Origin of the sequence: Pseudomonas marvdashtae (assembly GCF_014268655.2) — a bacterium.
In the GTDB taxonomy this organism is placed as follows: Bacteria; Pseudomonadota; Gammaproteobacteria; order Pseudomonadales; family Pseudomonadaceae; genus Aquipseudomonas; species Aquipseudomonas marvdashtae.
On record NZ_JABWQX020000001.1, the window covers coordinates 2,552,471 to 2,577,569 of the forward strand.

The window sequence follows — 25,099 nt, forward strand, 5'->3', positions numbered from 1 at the left end:
TTCGAGCATTCGTCAACGTATCGTACCGCCTTGCAGCTCACCGCACCGCGGTTGAACCGGGAGGGAGCCGGTCAAGCTGGCGTCCCATCTCACAAATCAGCAGCGTAACGGAGTCGGCGTTGCTGAGTATGACGTCGATGCGCTTGTCCGGCAAAATCGGGTCCAGAAATGCATCACGTGCCTCGTTCATGTTCTTGGTGCCGGTTAACGTGAGGATCCTGCGAGTGATGTCCTTGTAGCCAGGCAACAGTTCGATGTTCTTGTGGGTATTGTCCACGCTGTCCCATTGCGTAAACAGTTCTGATTTGGGGGTGGTCAGCGAAAGTCCGTGGCGTTGCAGTGCTTCTTGCTGGTCGTGGTGTGATTGACTCAAATGAGTGGCTGTCGAAATCAAGTCCAGGAATGGCCGCGCCGCGTCCAGATAGACAATATCGATCGTATCGAGAAGCTGGTGGGAAATTTCATGGATAAAAGTCGCGCCCTGGGCATGAGCATCGACATTGAACGCATCCGGTACGACGGATTTATACCAATCCAACCCAAGGTCGAAAAAAAACTGGGTTAAATAAATTCTTCCAACCGCTGCGGGTTCAAGCACAAAGGCCGTTGCTCTGTCTTCCAGGTATTTTAGCGCGCCGACTACGATGCGGTCCGCATTCTGCTGCTCCCAGGTGGGATCGGCCAATGCCTGGCATATGGGAGAAATTGCTGCTTCTATTTTGGCGATCAGACTGGCATCTACGCTGCTCACGCCGAAAACCAAACGCAGATAAGTATCCAGCCGGGAGCCCGGAAGTACTTGTCGTTTGAGTTGTTCAAGATTAGTCAGGGCATTGACTGAATAGAACCTCGCCATCTCCAGCGCCTGCATGATTGCATGGGCGCGAAAGGGGTATTTCCTGCGTATCTCAGCCATTCCCCGTGCCTCGATGTTCAACGACCCTTTGGCTCGTAAGTCGCTATAGGTGATGGCCATTTTCGAACCGGCCTTACCAAAGCGAATGGCCTGGCGTTGCGGATCGATCCGCCATGTCCGCTGGTCCGGCGAATATTTAAGTAATGGGCCCTCGCTGTCGTCATGAATGATTCGCCAGGCTTGGTTGGCTTTTGCAACTTGATAGACTTTGCCGGCGACAGGCACATATAGCTTGTTGTCGTCCGCCGCCTTGTAGGTTCCGTCGGTCAGATTCTGCCGAAGGTCCGCGAGGCTTACATCCAGGTTTTCAAAGAGCTGCAGGTCGGTACGGGCTGGTGCGGTGCTGGAAATATCTTTCCAGCTGGGCGCTGGCGGGTTGCTTTGCGGAGTCGGCTCGATGGGGGCGAGTAGACCGAATGTATCGTCGCGATTCAAAAAGCCGAGCGAGACCATTTCCGCAGCGCCGGCAATGAAGTTGTGCAGGCCAACCTTCCAGGCGTCCTGCTGAAAGGCTTCAGATGAGTCCTTGAAGTCCTGGTAACTTTCCCAAAGCGTTTGCAGGAACGTCAGTTTGGCCGGCAACTCTCTTCGTACCAACTTGAAGCCTTCGCTGAAAACATGCAGGACCGTTGTCCAGTCAAAATGACGGGGGTGACTGGTTTGCGTGGTCAACATATCCGTCAGCAACGTCGCGTTGTCGTCATACAGCGTGTGCAGGATATTGGTGTTGATGGGGCTGAAGCCCAGGGTAATTTCCGACGCTTGCCCAAGCGTGGACGCGAAAAGATTCTTGAACGTGGCCTGTTGATCTTTGGGAAGCCGTCGTATCAACAGATCCTGGAGCGCGCCGGGGGTATTGAACGCAGCGACGATGCTTGCTTCGTCCTTGAACTCCTTTAGTTGTTGTCCGTCGTGGTACGGCGAATACAGGACGTGGGGACTTGATGCGTCGGTCACTGAACTGAACACGTAAAGCCCCAATGCCTTGATCGCGGAGCCGCCGTCGGTCTTGATCAGCTCCAAGGGGCGGAAATATGCACTGGCGCCTTTCACCGCTTGCCGCGCGATGGCGTCCGGCATGTCCAATACTTGGTGGACCAGATCGAATGCTGTCGGCGAAAGATGTTGCTGCAGATACTGGGCGTGAGCGTAATGCAACAATTGCCAGGGCAACTGTTGGCGGAAACGCCGCTTTCTTGGCTGAACGTTTGCGATTGTTCCAGAGAGCGCTTGCTGCACTTGGTTTTTATAGGTGGTTGCGATATCCAGCGACGATAACAGTTGCCGCACAGCCGCCTCGTTCAAACCGTCTGGCAATGTTTGCGTGGAGGTCGAAGACACCTTGAAACCCTTTTCGGTGACGTCGATGTGCTGCAAGGCAAAGTCGGTCAATGACCTGGCCGGCCCGACAATCGCCAGGTTTGGCGTAATTTGCAGAGTTTCGGGGTTCAGGTGCTTGTCTGGGAAGCGGGCGTCCAGCAATGTTTTCAGCTTGTTGCGCACGTAGGTGCGCAGTGGCTCGAATCCGTCGAGATAGTCCTTGCCATCGTCCACGCTGTTTTTATATTGCTCAAGCAGTTCAATATGCCGACGTTGGTCCTCAAGGGGAGCAGTGCCTAACCAGGCGGGAAGTTTCTGCTTGAGGCTGTTCGCCTTGGCGATAGACGTGGCGCGTTTAAGATTGGTGGGAGCCCCTTTGCCAAATAGCGCTTTCAGACTTTTGGTCAGTGCCGCCCCGGTCAGTTGCCAACTTCCAACCCTCAATGTGCTCAAGTAACCCTGTTCAGCCTCAAAAAGGTTCGTGAACGAATTCATCCGGTTTACGAGCACATTGTCTTCGATCAGTTCATAAGCCTCGAGTTGATAGCGTCGGTGGGGCTTGCGTTGAAGCGGGGTCAGGTTGGCGAGCAAGCCAAAGCGCCGTTGGGCGTCGAGCAGTTGTCGATTCAACTGGCGGGTGGCGAGGTCGACAGATGTGAATGCCTGCAATCCATCGACCGGTGTCCAGAGAATTGCCATGCCCGAATGGGGGGTGTCCAGCCCGCCACGCTCGGTCAACAGAAAACAGTTGGCGAGGGGCGCGGAGACGGTTTCGCTTTCTGAGGTACAGGCGAGCTTTAACGAATAGACATCAGGCCGAAACCCCCTGACCGCAGCACGTTGTTCGCGATCGGGATATTCGGCGTCATAGGCAAAAACCGTTTCAATCAGCTTGTGCGCTATCAAGGGAAGCGTTGCGTTAAGCGCTCTGAGTTCGGCTTCCGCGCGGATCCCCAATGAGAAAACGTTCGTCAGTTCAGCAAGCAAGCGCTTGAGTCCGTTGCGCAGTGCAGTCCTGTCCAGTGAAGGCAACCGAGCGAACAGGGCGCTGAAAGCTTCGTCGACATCGATGTAGGTCTTGGCCTTGCGCTCCATTTGGTCGGCCACCAGGTTCGAAGAGCGCTGCTTCCCGTAAAACGTGGGTTGGGTTCCCCAGTGGCCGGCGGATTTCTGGTTCAGCAGGTTTTTATGGATGAACGTTCGTATGTCGAGTGCCTTGTCGACGAGCGCTTTAATATCCACCTCGCCCTGGCGGGACATTTCCAATGCGTAACGAAGGTTCAGCAACTGTTTGTCGACAGTGGCGTCGGCCAGGGAGTCGGACACCGGCATGCTGATGGGATTGCCTGAAACCTGCGGCGCGTCAAAGCGCAATAAACGGTTGCGTTCTTCAAGATCGAGAAGGTTGTAGATCGCCTCTTTTTGTTCGGGCGTATTGAATAGCGCTTCCTTGAATGCGAGGAAAGTGCTCACCTTCTGAAGGCCTTGGGTAGGGGTAAAAAGATAGTGTCCTTGGCCGCTGATCATCAAGGAACCGGCAAGCTCGACGAAGTTCGGTTCATATTCCCAGAGTCGGACCGTCTCGATGAACAGCAATGTTTCGTCTCGGCGAGACGGCCTGAACAATCGAAGAAGCTCACGGCTTTGCGCTTCCGTCAGGTGTCCTTTTTCCCGTTCCAGCAGGATGGTCGCCCACAGTGAATCGTGGATGAACTGGGACAGCAGCTGGCGACGGGAAGTGTAGAAGGGGCCGTTGGCGTCCCAAAAGGCCGTGATGCAGCCTGAGAGTTTTGGAATCAACGTCGTGGCAATGCCCTTGATGATTGTCTCCCACTGTTGTCCGGTGTAGGAGGATGCGGATGTACCGGGGTGAGTCAGATCGACGCCCTGTCCGGCGGGCCAGCCTTGGTGATGGAAATAAACCAGTACCGCGTCGCTCAGCGGGATGCTCGAGGTGACCTGGAACGGGCTAGGCGCCGGTGAATCCGAATCATGGGACAGGGCTATGCGCACCTGCCTCGGATCCAGCCCTGGCAGCGCTTCGCCCAGCAACTGGTCCAACATCGAGGTAAGCGAGGGCAGTTTGATCAGTTCCTCGACCATGACCAAGGCATTGACGTCCTGGGCATCTTCAATCGATTCGCGCTGTGTCTCGAATACATCGCCGTCGATGATTTGCCGGGTCCGGCTGATGTCGGTTGTGCTGTTCAGTGCGCTGCGCTGGGAAATCGACAGGAGACGAAACAGACGATTTCGCTCCTCGGTGTTTTTCAGCGTCTGCTCAATGTTCCTGTCGAGTGCTTGGGGATTGTCGAATTTCCTGATGCCACCCCACGGCGTGTAAAAAAAAGCCGGCTCGTTTCCAGAAGCGCCGGTCCCTTGCGTGGACTGGAGGGAAAAACATCCGGCGAGCGGGATGGGTGGTTTGTCCTCCGGGGCCAGTAAAATCTTTTCGGCGAACATCGGTGGCGTTTGCGCGACGCGTTGCGTGTGGCTGGGCAAGGAAACGTTCTGCAGCCAGTCGAGGTCCGCCTGAGTGAGGCCATGGACCGCGTCCAGCTCCTCCAAGTCCTTGACGTTCAATATCTGGGGAAATAATAAAAGCGGGATTTCTGCGTGCATCGTTGCGTCTCGGTCAGGGCGCCGGCAATGCAGCGCCTGAGTGTGTGGAGCGGCCAGACTAGGCAACGATGAGTGACCCGAGGTGGTACATAGTTACCGCCCGTACGCCGCGCAGGTCTGTCGGGTTCACGCAAGAAAGATCAACGCAATCGCTCTGCAGAAAAGTTGACAGTCCGCGCTCGCTGCGGTGTTTAATCAGCGCACGTTGCCTTCCGTGCTGTTGCTACCTCCAACAATCATTCAGGAGCTTCAGATGTCCGCGCTATCCGATCATGCCGGTGCTTGCACTCTGTCCTTTGACGCCTTGGCAAGTCTGCTGGAGCAGATTTTCCTGCGTCATGGCACCTCGTCCGAGGTCGCTCGCACATTGGCCGAAAACTGCGCCGCCGCTGAGCGCGATGGAGCCCACAGTCATGGGGTGTTCCGTATTCCCGGCTACGTCTCGACGCTGAAGAGCGGCTGGGTCGATGGCCAGGCGGTGCCGGTGGTCGAGGACGTTGCCTCCGGGTTTCTACGGGTGGATGCCTGCAACGGGTTTGCCCAGCCGGCGTTGGCTGCCGCTCGTCCGTTACTGATAGAGAAGGCCCGCAGCGCCGGGATTGCGGTGCTGGCGATACGCAACTCCCATCACTTTGCGGCCCTGTGGCCGGATGTCGAACCGTTTGCCTATGAGGGGCTGGTAGCCCTGAGCGTGGTGAACAGCATGACCTGCGTAGTGCCCCACGGCGCGGACCGGCCTCTGTTTGGCACCAACCCGATTGCCTTCGCTGCGCCCCGGGCCGATGGCGAGCCGATTGTCTTCGACCTGGCCACCAGCGCCATCGCCCATGGCGATGTCCAGATTGCCGCGGGCAAAGGCGAGCTGCTGCCGCCAGGCATGGGCGTGGACAGCCTCGGCCAGCCGACCCGTGATCCCAAAGCCATCCTCGAAGGTGGGGCGCTCCTGCCATTTGGCGGGCACAAGGGCTCGGCGTTGTCGATGATGGTCGAGTTGCTGGCCGCTGCCCTGACGGGCGGTAATTTTTCGTTCGAGTTCGACTGGAGCAATCATCCAGGTGCGAAGACGCCGTGGACCGGGCAGTTACTGATCGTGATCGATCCGAGCAAGGCCGCCGGGCAAAGTTTTGCCGAGCGCAGCCAGGAGCTGGTCAGGCAGATGCATGGCGTTGGATTGCGGCGACTGCCGGGGGATCGACGCCACCGTGAGCGGAGCAAGTCCAATGAGCGCGGGATTACGCTGGATGAGCAGACGATCGCGCAGCTGCGGGCGTTGGCGGGACAGTGAGTGCTTAAGGATTACAAGAGCGTTTATATGGCGAGGAAGTTCGCTTCCTCGCCATGGGCCCGTTTTCAGCGCCGTCCGAGCAGCAATCCCACCACCAGCCCGAAACCCGCGGAAATCGCCACGGTCTGCCACGGATGCCCGCCGATATAGACCTCAGTGGCATCGACCATCGGACGGGTGCGCTCCCGGGCGTTGGCGACCGCATCCAGTGCTTGTTGCAGCTTCTGCGCGATTTGGCCCCGAAGGTTTTCGGCATCTTCGCCAACCAGGGATGCACCGCTCTTGAGTAGTTTCTCCGACTCTTCGATCAGCGCTTTCAGTTCACTGAAGGCTTGATCCTTGATTTGTTCTCCGTTGGATTGTGCGGCGCTTTTACGGGCCATTGAGGTGCTCCTTGAGGATGATGGCAATGATCAGTGGAGTGCTTCGCTTGCTTGAAAGTTGCAGCATCTACGATGGGGCCGGGCAGGACATCTAAAATCATGGTTAAGACGTTTCAGCGCAAGGTGTAAGATGACGCCTATTTACGCGACAGGAAATTCCCCATGAGCTTCAATCTCGCTGATAAGCCCCTGGCCGAGCGCGCGGCGCTGGAAGATGAAAAATCCCGGCTCTTCGAGCTGTGGCAGAACAATCTGGGCAAGGCCAAGGGCGACGCTGCCCGGCTGTTCGGTGAACGTTCCAAGCGCAAGGGCAAGTGGTCAGAGTGGGTGCGCGCCGAGCTGGACGGCATGTCGCCACCGGAATACGCCAACATGGTGCGCAGCGAAGTCAATCGCCTGATGGCCGCCAATAAATAAACTTCAGGTGAAGGTTGCGACGATAGCTTCGCGTACCTTGCCCACTGCCGGGTCCATTTGCGCGTGGGTCCGCCAGCCCAGCTCGATAGGGTAGCGGGGCAGTGCCAGCGGGCAGGGCAGCAATGCCAGGCCGCTAAGCGCCGCGATGGCCTTGGCGGCATGCTCGGGAATAGTCGCCACGGCCTGGCTGCCCTTGAGCAGGAACGGCAGCGCGGCAAAGTGGGTGGTCGAGGCGCACACCCTGCGACGCAGGCCCAGCCCGGCCAGTCCTTCATCGGTGATGCCGATGAAGCCGCCGGACGACACCAGCAGATGTTCGCGCGCGACGAAGGCTTGCAAGGTCAGGCTATATGGGCCCTCTGTCAGGCTGGCCGGGTCGACGAGGCAGGCATAGTCGCCTTCGCCCAAGACCTGGCGGCTCAGCAGCCGCTCGGTAAATCCTCCCGCTGTTATCGCCAGGTCCAGGCTGCGTTCCATCAAGGCCCGACCAACGATCTGGCTGTGGGTCTGGCGAAAAATCAAGCGCAGCCCTGGTGCCCGCCGCGCCACTTCCTCGATCAAGCGCCGTCCATGGGCGATTTCAAAATCATCGGACAACCCGACGATGACTGAGCGGCCTTCGTAGTTATTCGCGCCGGGATCAACCATTGCCAGGCTCTGGCGACATTTGTCCAGGGCATCGCTGATCACCGGTTTCAGTTGATTGGCCCGCAACGTCGGCGCCAGGCCACGGCCGGTGCGCACGAACAATGGGTCGTCATACAAACCGCGAAGCCTGCGCAGGGCCGCACTGACAGCCGACTGGGTCACGCCCAGGCGCAGCGCGGCGCGGCTGGCGCTGGATTCATCGTGCAAGGCTTCGAAGGCTTTGAGCAGGTTCAGGTCGACATCGGCGATATTCATTTGATTCATATCTTTTAGCAGTGATCAGGGCTTTATTCATGATCGGCTTGCACTGGAGAATCGGCAACACCTGAAATCACGGAGTTGAAGACCATGCCAAAATCCATCGTCGCTGCCTTGCAGATTGGCTCGCTGCCCTCCGGCAAAGGCGAAACCCTGGCGCAGATCCTTTACTACGAAGACGCCATCCGCCAAGCGGGAGCTCGCTTAGTGGTGATGCCCGAGGCGCTGCTGGGGGGTTATCCCAAGGGCGAGACGTTCGGCACGCAGTTGGGGTATCGATTGCCGGAAGGACGCGAAGCGTTTGCTCGCTATTTTGCCAACGCCATCGATGTGCCCGGCGCGGAAACCGAGGCGCTGGCGGGTCTTTCGGCGCGGACCGGGGCGAGCCTGGTGCTGGGTGTCATCGAGCGCGCCGGCAACACCTTGTACTGCACCGCCCTGTATTTCGAGCCTGATGCGGGCCTCGTGGCCAAGCATCGTAAATTGATGCCTACCGGCACCGAGCGCCTGATCTGGGGCAAGGGCGACGGCTCGACGCTGCCGGTGATTGAAAGCCAGGTCGGTCGTGTGGGAGCGGCGGTGTGTTGGGAAAACATGATGCCGCTGCTGCGTACGGCGATGTATGCCAAAGGCGTTGACGTCTGGTGCGCGCCGACGGTGGATGAGCGGGACATGTGGCAGGTGAGCATGCGCCATATCGCTCATGAAGGGCGATGCTTTGTGGTCAGCGCCTGCCAGGTCCAGGCGTCGCCGGCGGAGTTGGGCATCGAAGTCGCGAACTGGCCGGCGGAGCGCCCGTTGATTGCCGGTGGCAGCGTGATCGTCGGGCCCATGGGCGATGTGCTCGCCGGACCGTTGAAAGGCTCCGCCGGGCTGTTGACCGCTGAAATCGATACCGACGAGTTGGTGCGGGCGCGCTACGATTATGACGTGGTGGGACACTACGCCCGGCCGGATGTTTTCGAACTGGTGGTGGACGAGCGGGCGAAACCGGGCGTGCGCTTCATGGCGTGATTCACCAAGTGGCCGAGGACCCCGGTAGATCGAGGGTACCGCGGTCGACGAAACGCATCGTGCCGAACAATCCGCCAGCGAGTTTGCCCTTCAGTACGTAGGGCAAGTTGTCCAGGCTCTGGGTCTGGCTCAGGCCCAGCGTCTGACGCAGGACTGAAAAGGCCGAGATGCTCACGGGCACGCTCAACAGGCCTTCCGAGAAGCGGGGTATCGAGCCGGCCTGGTCGCTGACCCCTGTCGCCAGCGTATGGCCGTTGACCTCCAGGTCCAGCGCCACGCCGTCATAGGCGATGGGGGTTTCGTTGGGGTTCTGCAGGCGCAGCTTTACGGCAAAGCGCATTTCCAAGCCCTGGCTGGGCAGCGGCTCGATCCCGACCACATTGATATTCAGCGGGTCACGGTGGGGGAAGAGCGCGCAGGCGCTGAGGCCGAGCAGCATCAGGATGAGGGAAAAGCCGAGGATTCTGCGCATGAATATGCTCTCTCGTGTAAGAAACGTGTTGGCACCATAACTCAAGGCATATCCTTGGAAACTTGCAAATTTTGTGGCGAGGTCTTTGCTTTTTCTACTGACAGTTTCTGACACCAGCGTCTGCTAATCTGCTGCAACTTTCCCCTGCGGACCCTTTTATTGTGTCGCGAACCACTCGGCTGCTCACTTTGCTGCAAGTCTTGCGGGGCAAGCGATGCCCGGTTACTGCCGCGACATTGGCGGCCGAGCTGAAGGTGTCCGAACGCACGCTCTATCGCGATATCGCCGAACTCACGGCCTTGGGCGCACCGATCCAGGGCGAGGCGGGCATCGGTTATGTGTTGCGCAGCGGCCTGTTCCTGCCACCCTTGATGTTCACCGCCGACGAAATCGAGGCCATCGTGCTGGGCTTGCGCTACGTCGACCAACGCGGCGACGAAGTGCTCGGCAAGGCCGCCGCCGATGCCTTGGCGAAAGTCGAGGCGGTGCTGGCTCCGGGCTTGCGCGACGCCTTGCACAACCCCACGGTGTTGCCCGGTCCGCCGGGCTATGGCTACCCGAGCAACACCGTGGAACTGAATGTCTACCGCCAGGCCATTCGCACTCAAGCCAAGCTGCATATTGATTACGCCGACGTCAACAAGACCCCGAGCCAACGGTTGATCTGGCCCCTGGCGCTGGGTTTTTTCAACGAGGCTCGGGTGGTGGTGGCCTGGTGTGAGTTGCGCGGTGCCTATCGGACCTTTCGCACTGACCGGATTGCCTGCGCCATTGCCCAGGGCGAGCGCTATCCCGGCAGGCGCAGCGACTTGTTGCGCGCCTGGCTTGCGCTGATGAACCTCGATGAAACCGGGCGCTTCACTCCTGACAAAAACTGACACAACGCTGTTTTAGCATGGCTTCGGATCGATACAACAAGGAGCCATGACATGTCCCATTCCGTCTCTTCCCTAGCCCCGGCCATCGCCGGTTATCTTGCCGCCGCGAATGCCCGCGACAGCTCGGCGGCGACGCGTTTTTTCGCGGAGAATGCCAGCGTGTTCGATGAAGGCAACCATCAGGTCGGCACACGGGCCATCGCCCAATGGATGGAAGACACCGCGCAACGTTTCCAGCCACGGGTCGAAGTCCTCAGCGTGCAGCAACGGACCGGGAAGGTGCTGGTGCAGAATCTGATCTCTGGCACCTTTCCCGGCAGCCCGCTGGAGCTGCGCTATACCTTCCGGCTCGATGAGCAGGGGAAAATCAGTCGGTTGGATATCTCTGTGTAGCGAGCAGCGCTGTTTTTGGGGGATATTCCTGGATCCTGGCCATGGCATACTCCCCACCTTCGCTTTACGGACCTGGCCTGCATGACTTTCAATTCCCCCTTGAGCGCTTGGCAGCATGCCATCGAACATCACGGTTTCGTCCAGGACGAAGCCCAGGAACTGGCGATCATGGCGCTGGAGCAATGTCACAAGGCGTTGCATGAAGGCGGCAAGTCGATCAAAGGTGTCTATCTGTGGGGGCCGGTCGGGCGGGGCAAGACGTGGCTCATGGATCGTTTCTACGAAAGCCTCAAGGTTCCGGCTCGCAGACAGCACTTCCATCACTTCATGGCCTGGGTGCACCAACGCTCGTTCCAGCTCACCGGCACCCCGGACCCGCTGCAAGCCTTGGCCCGTGAATTGAGCCAGGAAGTTCGGGTACTGTGCTTTGACGAACTGTTCGTCACGGACATCGGCGATGCGATTATCCTTGGCCGTCTTTTCCAAGTGATGTTCGAGCTGGGCATGGTGGTGGTCAGCACGTCCAACCTGCCGCCGGACGAACTCTATGCCAGCGGGCACAATCGTGAGCGATTCCTGCCGACCATCACGGCCATCAAGCAGCACATGCAGGTGGTGCCGGTGAACGGCTGGCAAGATCACCGCCAGCACCCCGGCACCCTGCAGCAGCGCTATTGGGTGCGCGAGCCGGGCCAACCCGATCCGCTGGCCGATGTCTTCGGCCAGTTGAGCGCGGGGCAGACGTCCGGCAACCAAGCGATCGAGGTCGGTCATCGACAGGTCGTTCCAGTCCAGGCCAGCGACACGGTGCTCTGGAGCCGTTACCCGGACCTTTGCGACCAACCGTTTTCAGCCGTGGATTTCATGGCCCTGTGTGACCGTTTCAGGGCCATCCTCCTCAGTGATGTGCCTGCCCTGAGCGCCGAGCAACGGGAAGGGCGTATTGCCCGCGGCACCGAAGACGGGGTCGAGCGGGTCGAGGCCGGTGATCGTGAACTGCCGCAGCTGTCGATTCACGACGATGGCGTCCGGCGTTTCATTGCCCTGGTCGATGAGTGTTACGACCGCAAGGTGCCGTTGTATCTGTCGGCACAGGTGCCGATGGACCAGTTGTACACCGAGGGCTATCTGCAATTTCCGTTTCGCCGTACTCTCAGTCGCCTCCAGGAAATGCAATTGCAGCGTTTCGGCCAGCCCGCCTGAATTCAACCCTGCCGACGGCAAGCCGCCGGCCTTATCGAACGAGATCCAAGATCATGGAAGAAGCCAACGACATCCTTGTACTGCAAGCCAGCTACACCAACCCGATCCACGCGGAAGCGATCTGCCATGTGCTCAATGGTTATGCCGAGGATCCGATGGGGGGCGGCCATTCGCTGCCGGCCGAGGTGCTGTCGCATCTGCCTGAAGAATTGGCCAAGCGGCCGCACGCCTTCAGCGTGCTGGCGTTCGTCAACGGCGAACCGGCGGGGTTGGTCAACTGCTTCGAAGGGTTCTCGACCTTTGCCTGCCGTCCCTTGGTGAACGTCCATGACGTTGCCGTGATGCCAGCGTTTCGCGGGCTGGGGTTGAGCCAGAAGATGTTGCAGAAAGTCGAAGACATTGCCCGCCAGCGCGGGTGCTGCAAGATCACCCTGGAAGTACTGGAAGGCAACGCCGTGGCCCAGGCCAGTTACGCCAAGTTCGGCTTCGCCGCGGGCATGTTCGACCCCGCCCACGGCCGCATGCTGTTCTGGATAAAGCCTCTATAGCGGACGAACGAGCCTACGCTCATTTCTGTACAACCTGGCCCGCCGGCCCCTTGGGCTGCATCAGGCTGAAATCGATCAGCGCCTTGTGCTGGCTCTGGTAAGGGTTGCCGATCAGCAACGGCCGGGGCTTGAAGGCATCGCTGACCAGGCTTTTGCTGCGGTCGAGCTCATCAAAGTTCAAGCCTGCCATGTCCGCCCAGGTGTGAATCAGGTGCGAGCTGCTGTAGGGGCGTGACAGATCGCCCGCGAAATTCCAGTCATGGGTTTCGCGCCACTTGGGCGAGGCCCAGGCCATGAACGGGATGGTGTACATCGGCGCCGTCGGCTTGCCTTCGTTGCGCCCCAGTGTGCCGTGCCCTGGCGAGTCGAAAACGTCCTCGCCGTGATCCGACAGGTACAGCAGGAAGCCGTTGGGGTCGGTCTTGGCGTAGTCCTTGATCAGGCTGGACACCACGAAGTCGTTGTACAGCACGGCGTTGTCATAGCTGTTGTAGGTCGGGACCTGATCGTCGCGCACCCCGGCGGGTACGCCCTGGCGGTCGGTGAATTTGTTGAACGTCGGCGGATAGCGGTACTGATAGCTCATGTGGGTGCCGAGCAGGTGCACCACGATCAGCTTGCGCGGCGCGGTGTCGGCCAGGGCCTTGCTGAACGGCTCGATCACGTCGCCATCGTATTGCGCGGCGTTCTGGTTGCGATTGTTGTTCAGGTAGACCTGCTCATCGGCTTGTTGAGAAAACGTCGTGAGCATGGTGTTGCGCTTGGTCATGGTCTGCTGGTTGGTGATCCAGAAGGTCTTGTAGCCAGCCTGTTTCATCATGCTCACCAGCGACGGCGTGCTCAGGTAGAGGTCCGGATTTTCCTCGTCGGCGAAGGTCAGCACCTGCTGCAGCGCTTCAATGGTGTAGGGGCGCGGGGTGATGACGTTGTCGAAGACCGATAACTGGTCCTTGAGCTTGTCCAGCTCCGGCGTGGTTTCTCTCGGATAACCGTACACGCTCATGCGCTGGCGGTTGGTGGACTCGCCGATGACCAGCACCAAGGTTGCGGGCTGGTCGGCCATGGTGTCCTTGAGGTTGCGCAACGGGGCGATCTTGCTGGTGCTGTGAAGCATGCCTTGCATGTTTTCCAGCTGTTCACCGTAACGACGATACGCCACCAGCATTTGCCATGGCACGGCCGGCTCGATGCGGTCCTCGAATTTCTCCAGGCCGCCGGCGAGCGTGCCGGTGCGCAGGGTCTGCTTGACCAGGGGATAACCGACCACGGCGACCAGGATCAGGGCGGCGGCGACCATCGCCTGGCCCCGGGGCAGGTACACCGGGCGCAGGCGCGTCCAGAGGAAATAGCCAACCAGGGTATGTGCCAGGAACGCCGGCACCATCCACCAGGCAAAATACTGGGTCATGTATTCGCCCGCTTCGGACACGTTCGACTCGAACATGATGAAGATGACGCTTTGGGAAAATTCCTGCTGGTAAATGAAGAAATAGCCCAGGCTGGCCATGGAGCAGGCCCACAGCACGACACCAATCACTGCGGCAAGCAGGCGGGTGCGGGCGGGGAACAGCAGCAAGGGTGCCAGCCACACCGCACTCATGACGAAGGCTTGGCGAAACCCGGTGAAGCCGGAGGTGTCGCTTAACAGGATAAGCAGTTGGGTGATGCCGGAAAAATACCAGAAGAACAAAAACAGCCAGCCGAACCCGGCCCAGTCGAAACCTTTCGCAGTCGTTTTGCTGCGTTTGAACACACTCATCAAGCGCTCCAGCCTTCACCGACGAAGCTGCTGGCACCGGATTGATGCTCACAGGCAAGCGTCGTAACTATTTGTAAGGGCGGGAGTATTGCGGGGAGGGTGTGAAAACTTTGTGAGTTTTCCGGTTACAAAAAATCTTCAGGCCGAACGCCGTCGTGGCAGTGACACCGGCTTGCCCGGCGTCACTTCAAGTACCAAAACTCTCTGGCGTTGGATCAGCGAGCCAACGCCTGGCCCTGGTAGGAGAGTTGTGCGTGTTGCAACTGCATGCGCAGCTGCGCCACTTCATCGAGCAGCAGATCACGCTCTTCTTTCAGCAGGCGTAATTCGTCGCGACGAATGGTCACGTAAAGGGTCTGAGGAGGACGTGCGGTAACGACAGGGCCCATTGCTCACCTCGCAAATGGCTACATCAACTAGAGAGATGTCGTCAGTTTCTTGGCGACAATTCTTTATCGGCACCAATTCTGAATACTTTTGCCCGTTGATGGAACTTTTTTATTTTTCATGGTCGGCGTGTCTTCCGCCGGTTTTTGAACGTTATCCTTTGTGATCGGGCGATTTAACCCGGAAACTATGCGGCAATGCTCTGGACTAACCTCCACTAGTCGATTGCGTTTCATCTTTGACACACCTTTATTTGTAGTAGGGAGCATCAGCACATGCAACTCGGGATCATTGGACTGGGCCGCATGGGCGGCAATATTGCGCGGCGCCTGATGCTCAATGGGCACACCACCGTCGTGTATGACCGCAATGCCGCTTTTGTCGAAAACCTGAGCCAGGAAGGCGCAACGGGCGTCGCGGATTTGCCGGCGCTGGTCGCCGGCCTGGAAAAACCGCGAGCGGTCTGGGTCATGCTGCCCGCCGGCGCACCCACCGAAGACACCATCACCGCGCTGAGCGAGTTGCTGGAACCGGGCGACGTCATCATCGATGGCGGCAACACGTACTACAAGGACGACATCCGTCGCGCCCAGGCGCTCTCGGAACAAGGCTTGGGCTACATCGACGTCGGCACCTCCGGCGGCGTCTGGGGCCTTGAGCGCGGCTATTGCATGATGATCGGCGGTGACGCCGAAGTCGTGAAGCGCCTGGACCCGTTGTTCGCCAGCCTGGCGCCGGGCATGGGCGATATCCCACGCACCCGCGACCGCAAGTCCGACGACGACCGCGCCGAACGTGGCTACATCCATGCGGGCCCGGCCGGTTCCGGTCATTTCGTCAAGATGATCCACAACGGCATCGAATACGGAATGATGCAGGCCTTTGCCGAAGGCTTCGATATCCTCAAGACCAAATCCAGCGAGAGCCTGCCGCCAGAGCAGCGTTTCGACCTGAACCTGGCCGATATCGCCGAAGTCTGGCGCCGTGGCAGCGTGGTGTCGTCCTGGCTGCTGGACCTGACCGCCGACGCGTTGGCCAGTGATCCGAAGCTGGACGGGTTTTCCGGTGAAGTCGCCGACAGCGGTGAAGGGCGTTGGACCATCGAAGCCGCCATCGAGCAAGCGGTGCCGGTGCCGGTACTGTCCAGTTCGCTGTTCGCGCGTTTCCGCTCCCGCCAGCAAGCCACCTATGGTGACAAGATGCTCTCAGCCATGCGTTTCGGCTTCGGCGGCCATGTGGAGACGCCGAAAAAATGACCTCGATCGGCAGGAAATCCAAGGCAGAACCCGCGCCACCGACCACGCTGTTCCTGTTCGGTGCCCATGGTGACTTGGTCAAGCGCCTGCTGATGCCGGCGCTTTACCACCTCAGTCGTGACGGGCTGTTGGGTGATGGCCTGCAGATCGTCGGTGTCGACCACAACGCTATCAGCGATGTGGACTTTGCAAAAAAACTCGAGGATTTCATCCGTAACGAAGCGGCGAGCAAGGGCGGCGATGCCGACCGCGCACTCGATCCGGCGCTGTGGTCCAAGCTGGCCCGGGGCATCAGTTATGTCCAGGGTGATTTTCTCGATGACAGCACCTACCAAGCGCTGGCGGCGAAAATCGCCGCCAGCGGCACCGGCAATGCGGTCTTCTACCTGGCGACCGCGCCACGTTTTTTCAGTGAAGTGGTTCGTCGCCTCGGCGCGGCCGGGCTGCTTCAGGAGCAGGATGAGGCGTTCCGGCGTGTGGTGATCGAGAAGCCGTTCGGCTCCGACCTGCAAACCGCCGAGGCGCTCAATGCCTGCCTGCTCAAGGTCATGAGCGAGAAACAGATCTATCGGATCGACCATTACCTGGGCAAGGAGACGGTACAGAACATTCTCGTCAGCCGCTTCTCCAACAGCCTGTTCGAGGCGTTCTGGAACAACCACTACATCGACCACGTACAGATTACCGCTGCCGAAACGGTCGGCGTGGAGACCCGGGGCAGTTTCTACGAGCACACCGGCGCGCTGCGGGACATGGTCCCTAACCATTTGTTCCAGTTGCTGGCGATGGTGGCGATGGAGCCGCCGGCCGCGTTCGGCGCCGATGCCGTGCGTGGCGAGAAGGCCAAGGTGGTGGGGGCGATCCGGCCCTGGTCGGTGGAGCAGGCCCGGGCCAACTCGGTGCGTGGCCAGTACACCGCAGGCCAGGTAAATGGCCAGTCTGTCAGTGGTTACCGGGAGGAAACCAACGTAGCGCCCGATAGCAACACCGAAACCTACGTCGCCCTTAAGGTCATGATCGATAACTGGCGCTGGGTAGGCGTGCCGTTCTACCTGCGCACCGGCAAGCGCATGAGCGTGCGCGACACCGAAATCGTCATCTGCTTCAAACCGGCGCCTTATGCGCAGTTTCGCGACACCGAAGTCGACGAATTGCAACCCACGTACTTGAGAATCCAGATTCAGCCCAACGAAGGCATGTGGTTCGACCTGCTGGCCAAACGGCCAGGGCCGGCACTCGACATGGCCAATATCGAGTTGGGCTTTGCCTATAAGGACTTCTTTGAAATGCAGCCGTCAACGGGTTACGAGACCTTGATCTACGATTGCCTGACGGGCGACCAGACGCTGTTCCAGCGTGCCGACAATATTGAGAACGGCTGGCGTGCGGTGCAGCCGTTCCTCGATGCCTGGCGTGAGGACGCCGCTGTCCAGCCGTACCAGGCCGGGGAAGACGGTCCGACCGCCGCCCACGATCTGCTGACTCGCGACGGTCGCGTCTGGCATGGCCTCGGATGAGTGGCCAGCCGAAACACCCCATCCGTTTTTTGCTCAGCGACATGGACGGCACGCTGCTGCTGCCCGACCACAGCCTGAACCAGCGCACCGTCGAAGCGGTCCGCTCATTACGCGAGGCTGGTGTGCTGTTCAGCCTGGCCACCGGGCGTCCGCCCCGGGCCATGTTGCAGCAGATCGAAACCCTGGGCGTCGATTTGCCGACCGCAGCCTTCAACGGCGGCACGCTGGTGCATCCGGACGGCAGTTTTCTCGCCGTGCACTATCTGCCACCCGAGGCGGCACTGAGCACGCTGGCCCTGTACGCCGATCAGCCGGGTATCGAGGTATGGGTATTTGCCGACGGCGATTGGTTGGTACGCGATGCCAACGGCCCCATGGTGCCAGTGGAAACGCGTGGGCTAGGTTATCCGCCCGTGGAAGTGCAGAGCTTCGAGCCTTACCTGGAGCGCATCGACAAGATCGTCGCGACCAGCGCCAACACCGATCTGCTGGTGGAACTCGAGGCGCGGCTGCATCCGCTGCTCAAGGGCCAGGCCCAAGTGTCCCGTTCACAACCGATCTATCTCGACGTGACAGCCATGAAGGCCAACAAAGGGCAAGCCTTGTCGACCCTGGCTGACTTCCTGGGCGTGCCGCTGGAACAGACGGCTGCGATGGGGGACGGCGGCAACGACCCGGCGATGTTCCACCGGGCGGGCTTCTCGATTGCGATGGGTCAGGCGGAGGAGGCGATCAAGCGCCAGGCTGACGTGATTACCGCAGCCAACACCGAGGATGGCGCGGCATTGGCGATCGAACGGTACATCCTGCCCAAATAACGTCACAGGTCTCCATGGGAGGAGCGTGCAGGCTCGTTCCACCCATGGGACGTCATTCCAGCCGCCACGCCCGTTTTTACCTGCCCTGATTTTGTTTCCATGAAGTTGTAAGACAACTGCCCGGCACGCCTGAGTATTGGGTAGAATCCGGTGCTGATCGGACAACAGGAGGAAATAATGGGGAACAGCTCAACTCAGGGCGGTGATTCGCGCGCGGCCACGCCACTCGAACGCTTCATGCAATCGGAATCCTCAGGCGGCATCGTGCTCATGCTTTCGGCGCTCGCCGCGCTGATCGTGGCTAACAGCCCGCTGTTCGCAAGTTATACCAAAGCACTGCATGCTTCTTTTCTGGGCATGTCCGTCGAGCATTGGGTCAATGATGCGTTGATGGCAGTGTTCTTTCTTCTGGTAGGCCTCGAAATCAAGCGCGAGATGCAGGTTGGGGAGCTGGCCAAATGGAGCCAGAGAGCGCTGCCGGGTTTCGCAGCGCTGGGGGGCATGATTGTGCCTGCCCTTATCTACGCCTGGGTCAACAGGAGTTCTGCTGAAACGTTGGCGGGTTGGGCCATCCCGGCCGCCACCGACATCGCGTTTGCGCTAGGCGTGCTCTCGCTGTTGGGCAACCGAGTGCCAATGTCCCTGAAGGTCTTTCTCTCCGCCCTCGCCATTCTGGATGACCTGGGCGCGGTCGCCATCATCGCCGTCTTCTATAGCGCCGGCCTGGATGTGACCATGCTTGCGGCATCCGCCGCGGTGATCGCCGTGCTGCTGATCATGAACAAGGCCGGGGTCATCCGGCTGTTGCCCTATCTGGTGCTAGGGGCGGTGCTGTGGGTGCTGGTGCTCAAATCTGGCGTACACGCCACGCTGGCGGGTGTCGCACTTGCCTTTTGCATCCCGCTGAACAAAGACGCCGATGAAGCGAAGTCTCCGTCGCTCAGGCTTGAGCGGCGGTTATCGCCGTGGGTTGCTTTCGTCGTGATGCCCATTTTTGGCTTTGCCAATGCGGGCGTTTCTCTGGCCGGCGTGTCTTTGAGCAGCCTGCTTGATCCCGTGCCATTGGGCGTCGCTGCAGGACTGTTGCTGGGTAAGCAGATAGGTGTCTTCACCTTCGCGCTGGTGGCGATCAAGAGCGGGCTGGCGCAAATGCCGACCCACAGTTCGTGGCGGCAGGTATATGGGGTGGCGTTGTTGTGCGGGATCGGGTTCACGATGAGCTTGTTTATAGGAAACCTGGCGTTCCCAGGCTCCCAGCTGCTCATTGATGAGGTCAAGGTTGGCGTATTGGCCGGTTCTACCCTGGCTGCACTCGCAGGCATCCTGGTGCTGCGTTTCTTCGCCTCTTCGAAGGCATGAGTAATGCCCGCCTGATGGCGGGCCGGAAATTGGAGGCGGTGCTTAGGCCCAATATCGCATCACGACGGCCTTTGGGCTGCCATGCAACGAGTAACCGCCTACCAGTATTTTCCCATCGGCTTGTGCGGCCACGGACGTAGCGGTATCGAGACTGTAGCCGAGCCGAGTGCGGACCCAGCCCTGGCCCTGGCCAAAATTCGGGTCGAGATGGCCGTCCGACAGATGTCGGGCCAGGACGAAATCGGCCTCGATACCCCCGATGGTTGCACCGGCGGTCAGTACCTTTGCGTCCGGCTGGATCTGGGCTGCCATCCATTGACTGGCAGTGTTGCCAAACGCCAAGAGGCGGCACGGGTCCTCGTTGGCCCCATGGGCCGGTTGGCCATCCTGTCGAATCTTCAGCGACAGGCAATGCATCGGGTCTCGGCTGCTGCCGAACGCCTGCAAATCACCGTTCCCGTGCTGGACGACTTGGCTGATCATTACGCTGCGGCCCTGGGCCCCGATGGACAGGAAGCCGTCCTCAGCAAAGCTGTCATCGAGCTTGCCGGTGGAATCGTAGCGCACCACCAATCCGCGCTGGGGCAAGTCGATGACACCCCCTGCGATGACGCTGCCGTCTGCTTGCAGGTTCAGGCAGCCCAACCAGGTATTCTTCAGCAGCCGCCGGACCATCACGAAACCGCGACTGTTGAACGAGCTGTCCAGCGAGCCGTCGGGCAATAGGCGGATCAGCACCCCGACATGATCGGACATCTGGAAATGGTGGTTGGCCAGCAAGAGTATCCCGCCATCGGCCTGCACTCGGATGTCGCAAGCCTCCATCCCAGGCACGCCGGGCGGCAGCCAGGGATCACGCAACCCTTGGGAAAGATTGCCGCACAGCCGGACGACCTGTTTCCCGGCCTCGCCGAAGCCTGGGACGGCACGGCCATGCGGGTCGAACAATGCCAGGGCGGGAAGGGTATGGTTGGTCTCTTCGTAGTGCAGGCCCGACAACAGGATATTTCCGTCGGGCAGTTCAATGACTTTGCCCGCTGTGGCTTCGCAACCCTTTTCAAACGACCCGACGATATAGCCGTGGGCCGCAAAGCTCGTGTCGATCGAGCCGTCAGCAGTGAGTCGCGTCAGGCCGAAGCGGCAACCCTGGGGCGTATTGACGCGGGCTGCGAGCAAGATCCGGCCAGCCTGGTCAATGGTCAGTCCGGTGGTGAGGCTTGAAGTGTCGTCGGCGAAACGAACCCAGGCTTTGCCGGCGTCGGCAAAGCCTGAATCGAGTTGACCGGGATAGGTCGCGGGTGTCGCAAGCATGAGTGCGGATTGATCGAACATGCAGGCCTCTCCTTGCGCATCGACCGTCCCGAAGAGGGAGGTGATTGCATGACGCCAGACATTCAATCCGCGAATCTGATAATGCACAACTGTCAGCTCTTCAGTTGTGAGGACAATTCGTGCCGAAACAGTGGCTTTTCAATCCAGTACCAAGCCGGCAAATCATTACCGGCTGGCAGGAAGTGTTTATTCAGGCATGGACCAGGATTGCAGTTTGTAACCCTCCTGGCTCAATTCAGCGCGCGCCTGTTTCAACAGGTCGGCCAGTTGGGCCGGGTCGGTGTAGGCGCTGCTTGGAATCTGGGTGCGACCAATGTGCGTATTGGTGCGGTCGATGACGGTCAGGCTCAGTTCGCCGTTACCGTCTTGTGGAGCCCAGGCCACGCATTGGAAAGGACGGAATGCGCGGTCGGCAATCAAAAGAGCTTCGTTGATACGGAGCGGGGCGTTCATGGCGTTATCTCTCAAAAGTGCCCATTCAAATGATGTGCCGTCGGTTGGGCGTACCGTGCGGCTGGTTACTTGTACTGATGCCCCGAACCGGGGCACAGGTCACACAATCTACAAATAAATTTCGATTTTCTTTCAGACCTGGGTTTTGCGCTTTTGTTTGAAAGCTTCCTGAAAGATTCAAGTAAGCGGCAACTAACGAAACCCCGCCTTATAACCACTTTCAGCGCTCTTCAATAATCAATTGATACAAGCCGCCGTCAACTTCTTGCTACTGTTACATGCAGGTTTGCCAAACGCCTGTTTCTACTCATATTTCTTATTTTTGGCGCCAAGGATCAGTCATGATCGAAGCCAGTACGTCACGTCGTCTGCTCGTGGTTGATCCCTGCGATGATTGTCATCGCTTATTGCCCGGTCTGCGGACGGTGGGCTGGGACGTCGAGAGTTGCACCCTTGAGCATGCCGCGGACCGGACATGCGACGTCGGCCTGTTGCGCTTGCAACCGGCACATCTGGAGCGACCCGAAGCGGTCAAGGAACTGATCAGCCGCAGCGGCACCGAATGGATCGCCGTGCTCAACCAGGAAGTGCTGCGCCTGAAGAATGTCGGCGATTTTGTCTGCGAGTGGTTTTTCGATTTCCATACCTTGCCGTTCGACGTGTCTCGGGTCCAGGTGACGCTGGGCCGCGCATTCGGCATGGCGCGCCTGCGGGGGCAGGGCTCGATTCACATTGATGAGCCTGAACACGAACTGCTGGGCGACAGCAAACCCATCCGCGAACTGCGAAAGTTATTGGCCAAGCTGGCGCCCGCCGAATCACCGGTATTGATTCGTGGTGAAAGCGGCACCGGCAAGGAACTGGTCGCCCACACGTTGCATCGCCAGTCCCATCGGCGTAACAAGCCGTTCATTGCGATCAATTGCGGAGCGATCCCCGAGCACCTGATCCAGTCTGAATTGTTTGGCCACGAGAAGGGTGCTTTCACCGGCGCCCACCAGCGCAAGATCGGGCGAATCGAAGCAGCTCATGGCGGCACGCTGTTTCTCGACGAAGTCGGCGATCTGCCGCTGGAGCTGCAAGCCAATCTGCTGCGTTTCCTCCAGGAAAAACATATTGAGCGAGTCGGCGGCAGCCAGCCTATTCCGGTCGACGTGCGCATACTGGCCGCGACTCATGTGGATCTGGAAGCTGCGATCGAGCACAGGCGTTTTCGCGAGGATTTGTACTATCGCTTGAACGTCCTGCAAGTGGTCATGGCGCCATTGCGTGAACGCCATGGCGACCTGGCGATGCTGGCCAGCCATTTTTCGCATTTCTACAGCCATGAAACCGGTCGCCGTTCTCGCAGCTTCAGCGAAGATGCGTTGGTGGCGATGGGCATGCACGACTGGCCCGGCAATGTGCGAGAGCTGGCCAACCGAGTTCGACGCGGCCTGGTGCTGGCGGAGGGGCGGCAGATCGAAGCCCGGGACCTGGGCCTGGCCAGCCGTCAAGGCGTGACGGCCCCGATGGGCACACTGGAAGACTACAAGACCCGCGCCGAGCGCCAGGCGCTGAGCGATGTGCTCAACCGCCACAGCGACAACTTGAGTGTGGCGGCCAAGGTGCTAGGCGTGTCACGACCGACTTTTTATCGGTTGTTGCACAAGCATCAGATCCGCTAGAGCGTTCAATCAAACCTTGTGGCAGCGCGCTTGCCGGCCCCACAAGGTTTTTTTGCAAGATCATCCGCCGCGTTAGAAGTAATACGGAAATTTCAGGCTGAAGGTGAAGTCCGGCGCATCGTCGGTCAGCCCGATGGACAGGTTGGGCACGATGGTCAGGTTGTCGCTGGCGGCCACGGTCATGCCGATGTTGAAGTAGCCGGCATTGGCGTCGCTGGACACCACCGATTCCCAATCCCCACCGTCCTGCTTGAGCTTGCTTTTTTTCTGGATCAGGTCAGAGACCGAGAACGACATGCTCATCTTTTCGTTCAAGGCAAACGCAATGCCCGCGCCGATCTGGAAGCTGTCGCCGATCCGCACCTTGCCCGGCACTTCCTGGTTGACCGTGGAGCTGATGTCGTCGAAGGATTCTTCCAGGTTATGGGTGTAGGAAAGGCTGCCGAACAGCACCGCCGGATCAAAGGTCTTGACCAGGGAAATCCCGGGTGTGATCGACCAGACGCCGTTGCCGGTGGGCAGGTCTTCAGGCACGAACAGGTTGGTATTGACCTGGGACTGGCGCAGCTTGATGCCGAACGGGTCCTTGCCGGTGGGGGCCTTGACCCGCAGGGTCAACACCGCATCGGGGGAGTTGATCGATTCATCCATGAACTTGTAGGCGATGCCGAAATTGACGTCGCCGATGGTGGGGTCGCGGGTCACGGTTTCTTCGCTGGTGACGCCGGCCGCGCCGTTGTTCGCGCCACCGGACTGGTACGTGGATTCGCGGTAGATCACCGGCACGTTGAGGTCGAACTGCCAGCGGTTGTCGAAGTTGTAGCGGCCGGTCAGGTCCAGCGTCCAGGTGTCGGCCTTGATCCGGTCGAGATTGATGTTGCCCAGGAAAATCGAATCCAGCGCCAGGAAGCCGTTGAGGATCAACTGCCGGGTGTCATAGCGTGAGTAGGTCACGCCGGTTTCGAAGCTGAACTTGCCGCCGCCGAAAAAGCCGCTGGCCTCGTCGTAGAGGTTGGAGACGCTCTGCGCCGGTTGCGAGTCGTCGGCGAGCGATTGCCCGTAGCCGCTGCCGCCGGCCGTTGCGGTGCCGCTGCCGGCCACGCCCTGGTTGCCCTTCATGTCGGCCGGGGACTTGGCCAGGCGCTTGGGCGGCGGTGCGGCGGGTTGATCTTCTACCTGGCGGACCCGTTGTTCGAGTACCGCCAGGGCTTTTTGCTGGACCTCGTAGCGTTGCCTGAGCTCGAGAAGTTCTTGTTTCAAGGCTTCGATGTCCGCGTCCGGTGCCGCTTGCAACACGGTTGCCGGGAACATCGAGGTCAAACACATCACAGCGCGCAACGATACGGATCGATACATGAAATATGCCGTCCCTATTTGCTCAATGATCGGAGATCAGCGTAGATCAATATCCGAGGTTGCGAAGCCCGCGCAGTTGCGTGAGGTTGCAGTCCAACGCTCCGGCGCTGGGGCCGTTGCTGTTCAGCACCACGTTGAGCTGGGTCATGTTGTTGACCAGGTTGCTGTTGCCCAGCAGGCGAGTGTTTTGCAGCAAGCCGCCTTGGGCCACCTGGTGCAGTGTGCCGCCCTGGTTGTGGCTGGCCTGGATCGCCATCTGCACGCCGCTGCCTGTGGCCGTGACCGCGACACTGCCGGCGGCGTTGCTGCCGCTGATGGTCTGGCCTTTGCCAAGCAGTTGGCCTTGGGAGGGCGCCAACGCAGGTGCCTGGCTGCTTTCCTTCACGTTGATGCTGACGTTGTTGTAAGCGGTATTACCGTCGCCCGCGGCGCGCACGCTCTGGGTCACACCCTGGCCTGAGCCAAGGCCGGCACCGCCGGTAATCGTGCCATTGCCCTGCTGCGGGGCGCTGCCGTTACCGGTCTGTTTGATGGTGGAGACATAGAACTCGGGTTTGACCGTGGAGGCCTGGATCTGCATGGCACTGGAGGCGCCGATCAAGTCGCCACTGGCGTTGCGCCAAGTGCTGGTCATGACGATGCCAAAGCTGATCACCCGTCCGGGCATGACGTAACGACCGCGCAGCTCGGCGAGCTCCTGGTCCTTGACTTCGATGGGTTTGAAACCGGCGTGGGCAAGACCCGACGTCGTTGCGGCCAGGCAGGCCAGCGTGAGCCAGTATGAGCTTTTCATGTGTTGCTCCCGGAGCATCCTGCTCCTTTTGTATTTTTATTGGCA

Annotated in this window: 22 protein-coding genes; 12 read left to right on the top strand and 10 right to left on the bottom strand. The window is 59.6% G+C overall.

Annotation, left to right across the window (positions count from 1 at the left end; translation table 11 throughout):
• Window positions 1–37: 37 nt before the first annotated feature.
• Window positions 38–4,858: a dermonecrotic toxin domain-containing protein gene (locus tag HU742_RS11480; protein WP_186642583.1), complete on the bottom strand. Its 4,821-nt coding sequence runs from the start codon at window positions 4,856–4,858 to the stop codon at window positions 38–40.
• Between the two features lie 253 nt (window positions 4,859–5,111).
• On the opposite strand from HU742_RS11480, the gene HU742_RS11485 reads away from it, so the two are divergent.
• The gene (locus HU742_RS11485; RefSeq protein ID WP_186642584.1) at window positions 5,112–6,143 is read left to right on the top strand and encodes an Ldh family oxidoreductase; all 1,032 of its coding nucleotides are present in this window, start codon (window positions 5,112–5,114) and stop codon (window positions 6,141–6,143) included.
• A 65-nt stretch (window positions 6,144–6,208) separates the two neighbouring features.
• Here the strand turns inward: HU742_RS11485 and HU742_RS11490 are convergent, their stop codons facing one another.
• The gene (locus HU742_RS11490; protein WP_186610626.1) at window positions 6,209–6,526 is read right to left on the bottom strand and encodes an ElaB/YgaM/YqjD family protein; all 318 of its coding nucleotides are present in this window, start codon (window positions 6,524–6,526) and stop codon (window positions 6,209–6,211) included.
• 162 nt (window positions 6,527–6,688) lie between these two features.
• Between HU742_RS11490 and HU742_RS11495 the strand changes: the two genes are divergently transcribed.
• Window positions 6,689–6,943: a hypothetical protein gene (locus tag HU742_RS11495; RefSeq protein ID WP_076384979.1), complete on the top strand. Its 255-nt coding sequence runs from the start codon at window positions 6,689–6,691 to the stop codon at window positions 6,941–6,943.
• Between the two features lie 3 nt (window positions 6,944–6,946).
• On the opposite strand, the gene HU742_RS11500 is transcribed toward HU742_RS11495, so the two are convergent.
• Window positions 6,947–7,855: a LysR family transcriptional regulator gene (locus HU742_RS11500; protein ID WP_186642585.1), complete on the bottom strand. Its 909-nt coding sequence runs from the start codon at window positions 7,853–7,855 to the stop codon at window positions 6,947–6,949.
• An 84-nt stretch (window positions 7,856–7,939) separates the two neighbouring features.
• Between HU742_RS11500 and HU742_RS11505 the strand changes: the two genes are divergently transcribed.
• Window positions 7,940–8,863, top strand: coding sequence for a carbon-nitrogen hydrolase family protein (locus tag HU742_RS11505; protein ID WP_186642586.1), 924 nt, complete (start codon window positions 7,940–7,942; stop codon window positions 8,861–8,863).
• Between the two features lies 1 nt (window position 8,864).
• Here HU742_RS11505 and HU742_RS11510 read toward each other — a convergent pair whose 3' ends face one another.
• Window positions 8,865–9,335 carry an LEA/WHy family protein gene (locus HU742_RS11510; protein ID WP_186642587.1) on the bottom strand — a complete coding sequence of 157 codons (471 nt, stop codon included), beginning with the start codon at window positions 9,333–9,335 and terminating at the stop codon, window positions 8,865–8,867.
• Between the two features lie 161 nt (window positions 9,336–9,496).
• On the opposite strand from HU742_RS11510, the gene HU742_RS11515 reads away from it, so the two are divergent.
• The 4 genes from HU742_RS11515 (at window position 9,497) to HU742_RS11530 (ending at window position 12,357) form a co-directional block, all read left to right on the top strand.
• Window positions 9,497–10,213, top strand: coding sequence for an HTH domain-containing protein (locus tag HU742_RS11515; protein ID WP_186631824.1), 717 nt, complete (start codon window positions 9,497–9,499; stop codon window positions 10,211–10,213).
• A gap of 51 nt (window positions 10,214–10,264) precedes the next feature.
• On the top strand, window positions 10,265–10,606 hold the full coding sequence (locus HU742_RS11520; protein ID WP_186642588.1) for a nuclear transport factor 2 family protein: 342 nt from the start codon (window positions 10,265–10,267) through the stop codon (window positions 10,604–10,606).
• Window positions 10,607–10,687: 81 nt separating this feature from the next.
• The gene (zapE, locus tag HU742_RS11525) at window positions 10,688–11,809 is read left to right on the top strand and encodes a cell division protein ZapE (protein WP_186642589.1); all 1,122 of its coding nucleotides are present in this window, start codon (window positions 10,688–10,690) and stop codon (window positions 11,807–11,809) included.
• 53 nt (window positions 11,810–11,862) lie between these two features.
• Window positions 11,863–12,357 carry a GNAT family N-acetyltransferase gene (locus HU742_RS11530; protein ID WP_186610633.1) on the top strand — a complete coding sequence of 165 codons (495 nt, stop codon included), beginning with the start codon at window positions 11,863–11,865 and terminating at the stop codon, window positions 12,355–12,357.
• Window positions 12,358–12,376: 19 nt separating this feature from the next.
• On the opposite strand, the gene HU742_RS11535 is transcribed toward HU742_RS11530, so the two are convergent.
• On the bottom strand, window positions 12,377–14,116 hold the full coding sequence (locus tag HU742_RS11535) for a phosphoethanolamine transferase CptA (protein WP_186642590.1): 1,740 nt from the start codon (window positions 14,114–14,116) through the stop codon (window positions 12,377–12,379).
• A gap of 215 nt (window positions 14,117–14,331) precedes the next feature.
• A complete protein-coding gene (locus HU742_RS11540) occupies window positions 14,332–14,505 on the bottom strand; it encodes a DUF6026 family protein (RefSeq protein WP_186610635.1) in 174 nt (57 codons plus the stop codon).
• A 249-nt stretch (window positions 14,506–14,754) separates the two neighbouring features.
• On the opposite strand from HU742_RS11540, the gene gnd reads away from it, so the two are divergent.
• The 4 genes from gnd to nhaA all read left to right on the top strand — a co-directional run bounded on the left by gnd (window position 14,755) and on the right by nhaA (window position 19,453).
• Complete coding sequence (gene gnd, locus HU742_RS11545; RefSeq protein WP_346656824.1) at window positions 14,755–15,759, top strand: phosphogluconate dehydrogenase (NAD(+)-dependent, decarboxylating); 1,005 nt, start codon at window positions 14,755–14,757, stop codon at window positions 15,757–15,759.
• The gene (gene zwf / locus HU742_RS11550; protein WP_186631835.1) at window positions 15,756–17,276 is read left to right on the top strand and encodes a glucose-6-phosphate dehydrogenase; all 1,521 of its coding nucleotides are present in this window, start codon (window positions 15,756–15,758) and stop codon (window positions 17,274–17,276) included. The genes gnd and zwf overlap by 4 nt, the downstream gene beginning before the upstream one ends.
• Window positions 17,273–18,094, top strand: a complete 822-nt coding sequence (locus tag HU742_RS11555; protein WP_186631838.1) for an HAD family hydrolase — start codon at window positions 17,273–17,275, stop codon at window positions 18,092–18,094. Before zwf ends, HU742_RS11555 begins: the two co-directional genes overlap by 4 nt.
• A gap of 177 nt (window positions 18,095–18,271) precedes the next feature.
• Window positions 18,272–19,453, top strand: coding sequence for a Na+/H+ antiporter NhaA (nhaA, locus tag HU742_RS11560; protein ID WP_186610639.1), 1,182 nt, complete (start codon window positions 18,272–18,274; stop codon window positions 19,451–19,453).
• A 42-nt stretch (window positions 19,454–19,495) separates the two neighbouring features.
• Here nhaA and HU742_RS11565 read toward each other — a convergent pair whose 3' ends face one another.
• A complete protein-coding gene (locus HU742_RS11565; protein WP_186642591.1) occupies window positions 19,496–20,785 on the bottom strand; it encodes an NHL repeat-containing protein in 1,290 nt (429 codons plus the stop codon).
• A gap of 186 nt (window positions 20,786–20,971) precedes the next feature.
• Complete coding sequence (locus HU742_RS11570; protein WP_030142711.1) at window positions 20,972–21,238, bottom strand: hypothetical protein; 267 nt, start codon at window positions 21,236–21,238, stop codon at window positions 20,972–20,974.
• 341 nt (window positions 21,239–21,579) lie between these two features.
• Here HU742_RS11570 and HU742_RS11575 point away from each other — a divergent pair, with 341 nt between their 5' ends.
• Window positions 21,580–22,905 (top strand): sigma-54 dependent transcriptional regulator, encoded by a 1,326-nt coding sequence (locus HU742_RS11575; RefSeq protein ID WP_186631842.1) that lies wholly within the window; start codon window positions 21,580–21,582, stop codon window positions 22,903–22,905.
• A 72-nt stretch (window positions 22,906–22,977) separates the two neighbouring features.
• Here HU742_RS11575 and fapF read toward each other — a convergent pair whose 3' ends face one another.
• Window positions 22,978–24,261, bottom strand: a complete 1,284-nt coding sequence (fapF, locus tag HU742_RS11580; RefSeq protein WP_186631844.1) for a fibril amyloid transporter FapF — start codon at window positions 24,259–24,261, stop codon at window positions 22,978–22,980.
• 46 nt (window positions 24,262–24,307) lie between these two features.
• On the bottom strand, window positions 24,308–25,054 hold the full coding sequence (fapE, locus tag HU742_RS11585) for a fibril amyloid subunit FapE (protein ID WP_186631847.1): 747 nt from the start codon (window positions 25,052–25,054) through the stop codon (window positions 24,308–24,310).
• Between the last annotated feature and the right edge of the window lie 45 nt (window positions 25,055–25,099).

Bases quoted from the DNA above. Each gene is read 5' to 3' on its own strand.
- HU742_RS11495 (WP_076384979.1), top strand. From the start codon at position 6,689: ATGAGCTTCAATCTCGCTGATAAGCCCCTGGCCGAGCGCGCGGCGCTG.
- HU742_RS11575 (WP_186631842.1), top strand. From the start codon at position 21,580: ATGATCGAAGCCAGTACGTCACGTCGTCTGCTCGTGGTTGATCCCTGC.
- HU742_RS11565 (WP_186642591.1), bottom strand. From the start codon at position 20,785: ATGTTCGATCAATCCGCACTCATGCTTGCGACACCCGCGACCTATCCC.
- HU742_RS11570 (WP_030142711.1), bottom strand. From the start codon at position 21,238: ATGAACGCCCCGCTCCGTATCAACGAAGCTCTTTTGATTGCCGACCGC.
- fapF (WP_186631844.1), bottom strand. From the start codon at position 24,261: ATGTATCGATCCGTATCGTTGCGCGCTGTGATGTGTTTGACCTCGATG.
- HU742_RS11480 (WP_186642583.1), bottom strand. From the start codon at position 4,858: ATGCACGCAGAAATCCCGCTTTTATTATTTCCCCAGATATTGAACGTC.
- HU742_RS11505 (WP_186642586.1), top strand. From the start codon at position 7,940: ATGCCAAAATCCATCGTCGCTGCCTTGCAGATTGGCTCGCTGCCCTCC.
- HU742_RS11535 (WP_186642590.1), bottom strand. From the start codon at position 14,116: ATGAGTGTGTTCAAACGCAGCAAAACGACTGCGAAAGGTTTCGACTGG.
- HU742_RS11555 (WP_186631838.1), top strand. From the start codon at position 17,273: ATGAGTGGCCAGCCGAAACACCCCATCCGTTTTTTGCTCAGCGACATG.
- zwf (WP_186631835.1), top strand. From the start codon at position 15,756: ATGACCTCGATCGGCAGGAAATCCAAGGCAGAACCCGCGCCACCGACC.
- HU742_RS11500 (WP_186642585.1), bottom strand. From the start codon at position 7,855: ATGAATCAAATGAATATCGCCGATGTCGACCTGAACCTGCTCAAAGCC.
- HU742_RS11485 (WP_186642584.1), top strand. From the start codon at position 5,112: ATGTCCGCGCTATCCGATCATGCCGGTGCTTGCACTCTGTCCTTTGAC.
- zapE (WP_186642589.1), top strand. From the start codon at position 10,688: ATGACTTTCAATTCCCCCTTGAGCGCTTGGCAGCATGCCATCGAACAT.
- HU742_RS11490 (WP_186610626.1), bottom strand. From the start codon at position 6,526: ATGGCCCGTAAAAGCGCCGCACAATCCAACGGAGAACAAATCAAGGAT.
- HU742_RS11530 (WP_186610633.1), top strand. From the start codon at position 11,863: ATGGAAGAAGCCAACGACATCCTTGTACTGCAAGCCAGCTACACCAAC.
- nhaA (WP_186610639.1), top strand. From the start codon at position 18,272: ATGGGGAACAGCTCAACTCAGGGCGGTGATTCGCGCGCGGCCACGCCA.
- HU742_RS11540 (WP_186610635.1), bottom strand. From the start codon at position 14,505: ATGGGCCCTGTCGTTACCGCACGTCCTCCTCAGACCCTTTACGTGACC.
- fapE (WP_186631847.1), bottom strand. From the start codon at position 25,054: ATGAAAAGCTCATACTGGCTCACGCTGGCCTGCCTGGCCGCAACGACG.
- HU742_RS11520 (WP_186642588.1), top strand. From the start codon at position 10,265: ATGTCCCATTCCGTCTCTTCCCTAGCCCCGGCCATCGCCGGTTATCTT.
- HU742_RS11510 (WP_186642587.1), bottom strand. From the start codon at position 9,335: ATGCGCAGAATCCTCGGCTTTTCCCTCATCCTGATGCTGCTCGGCCTC.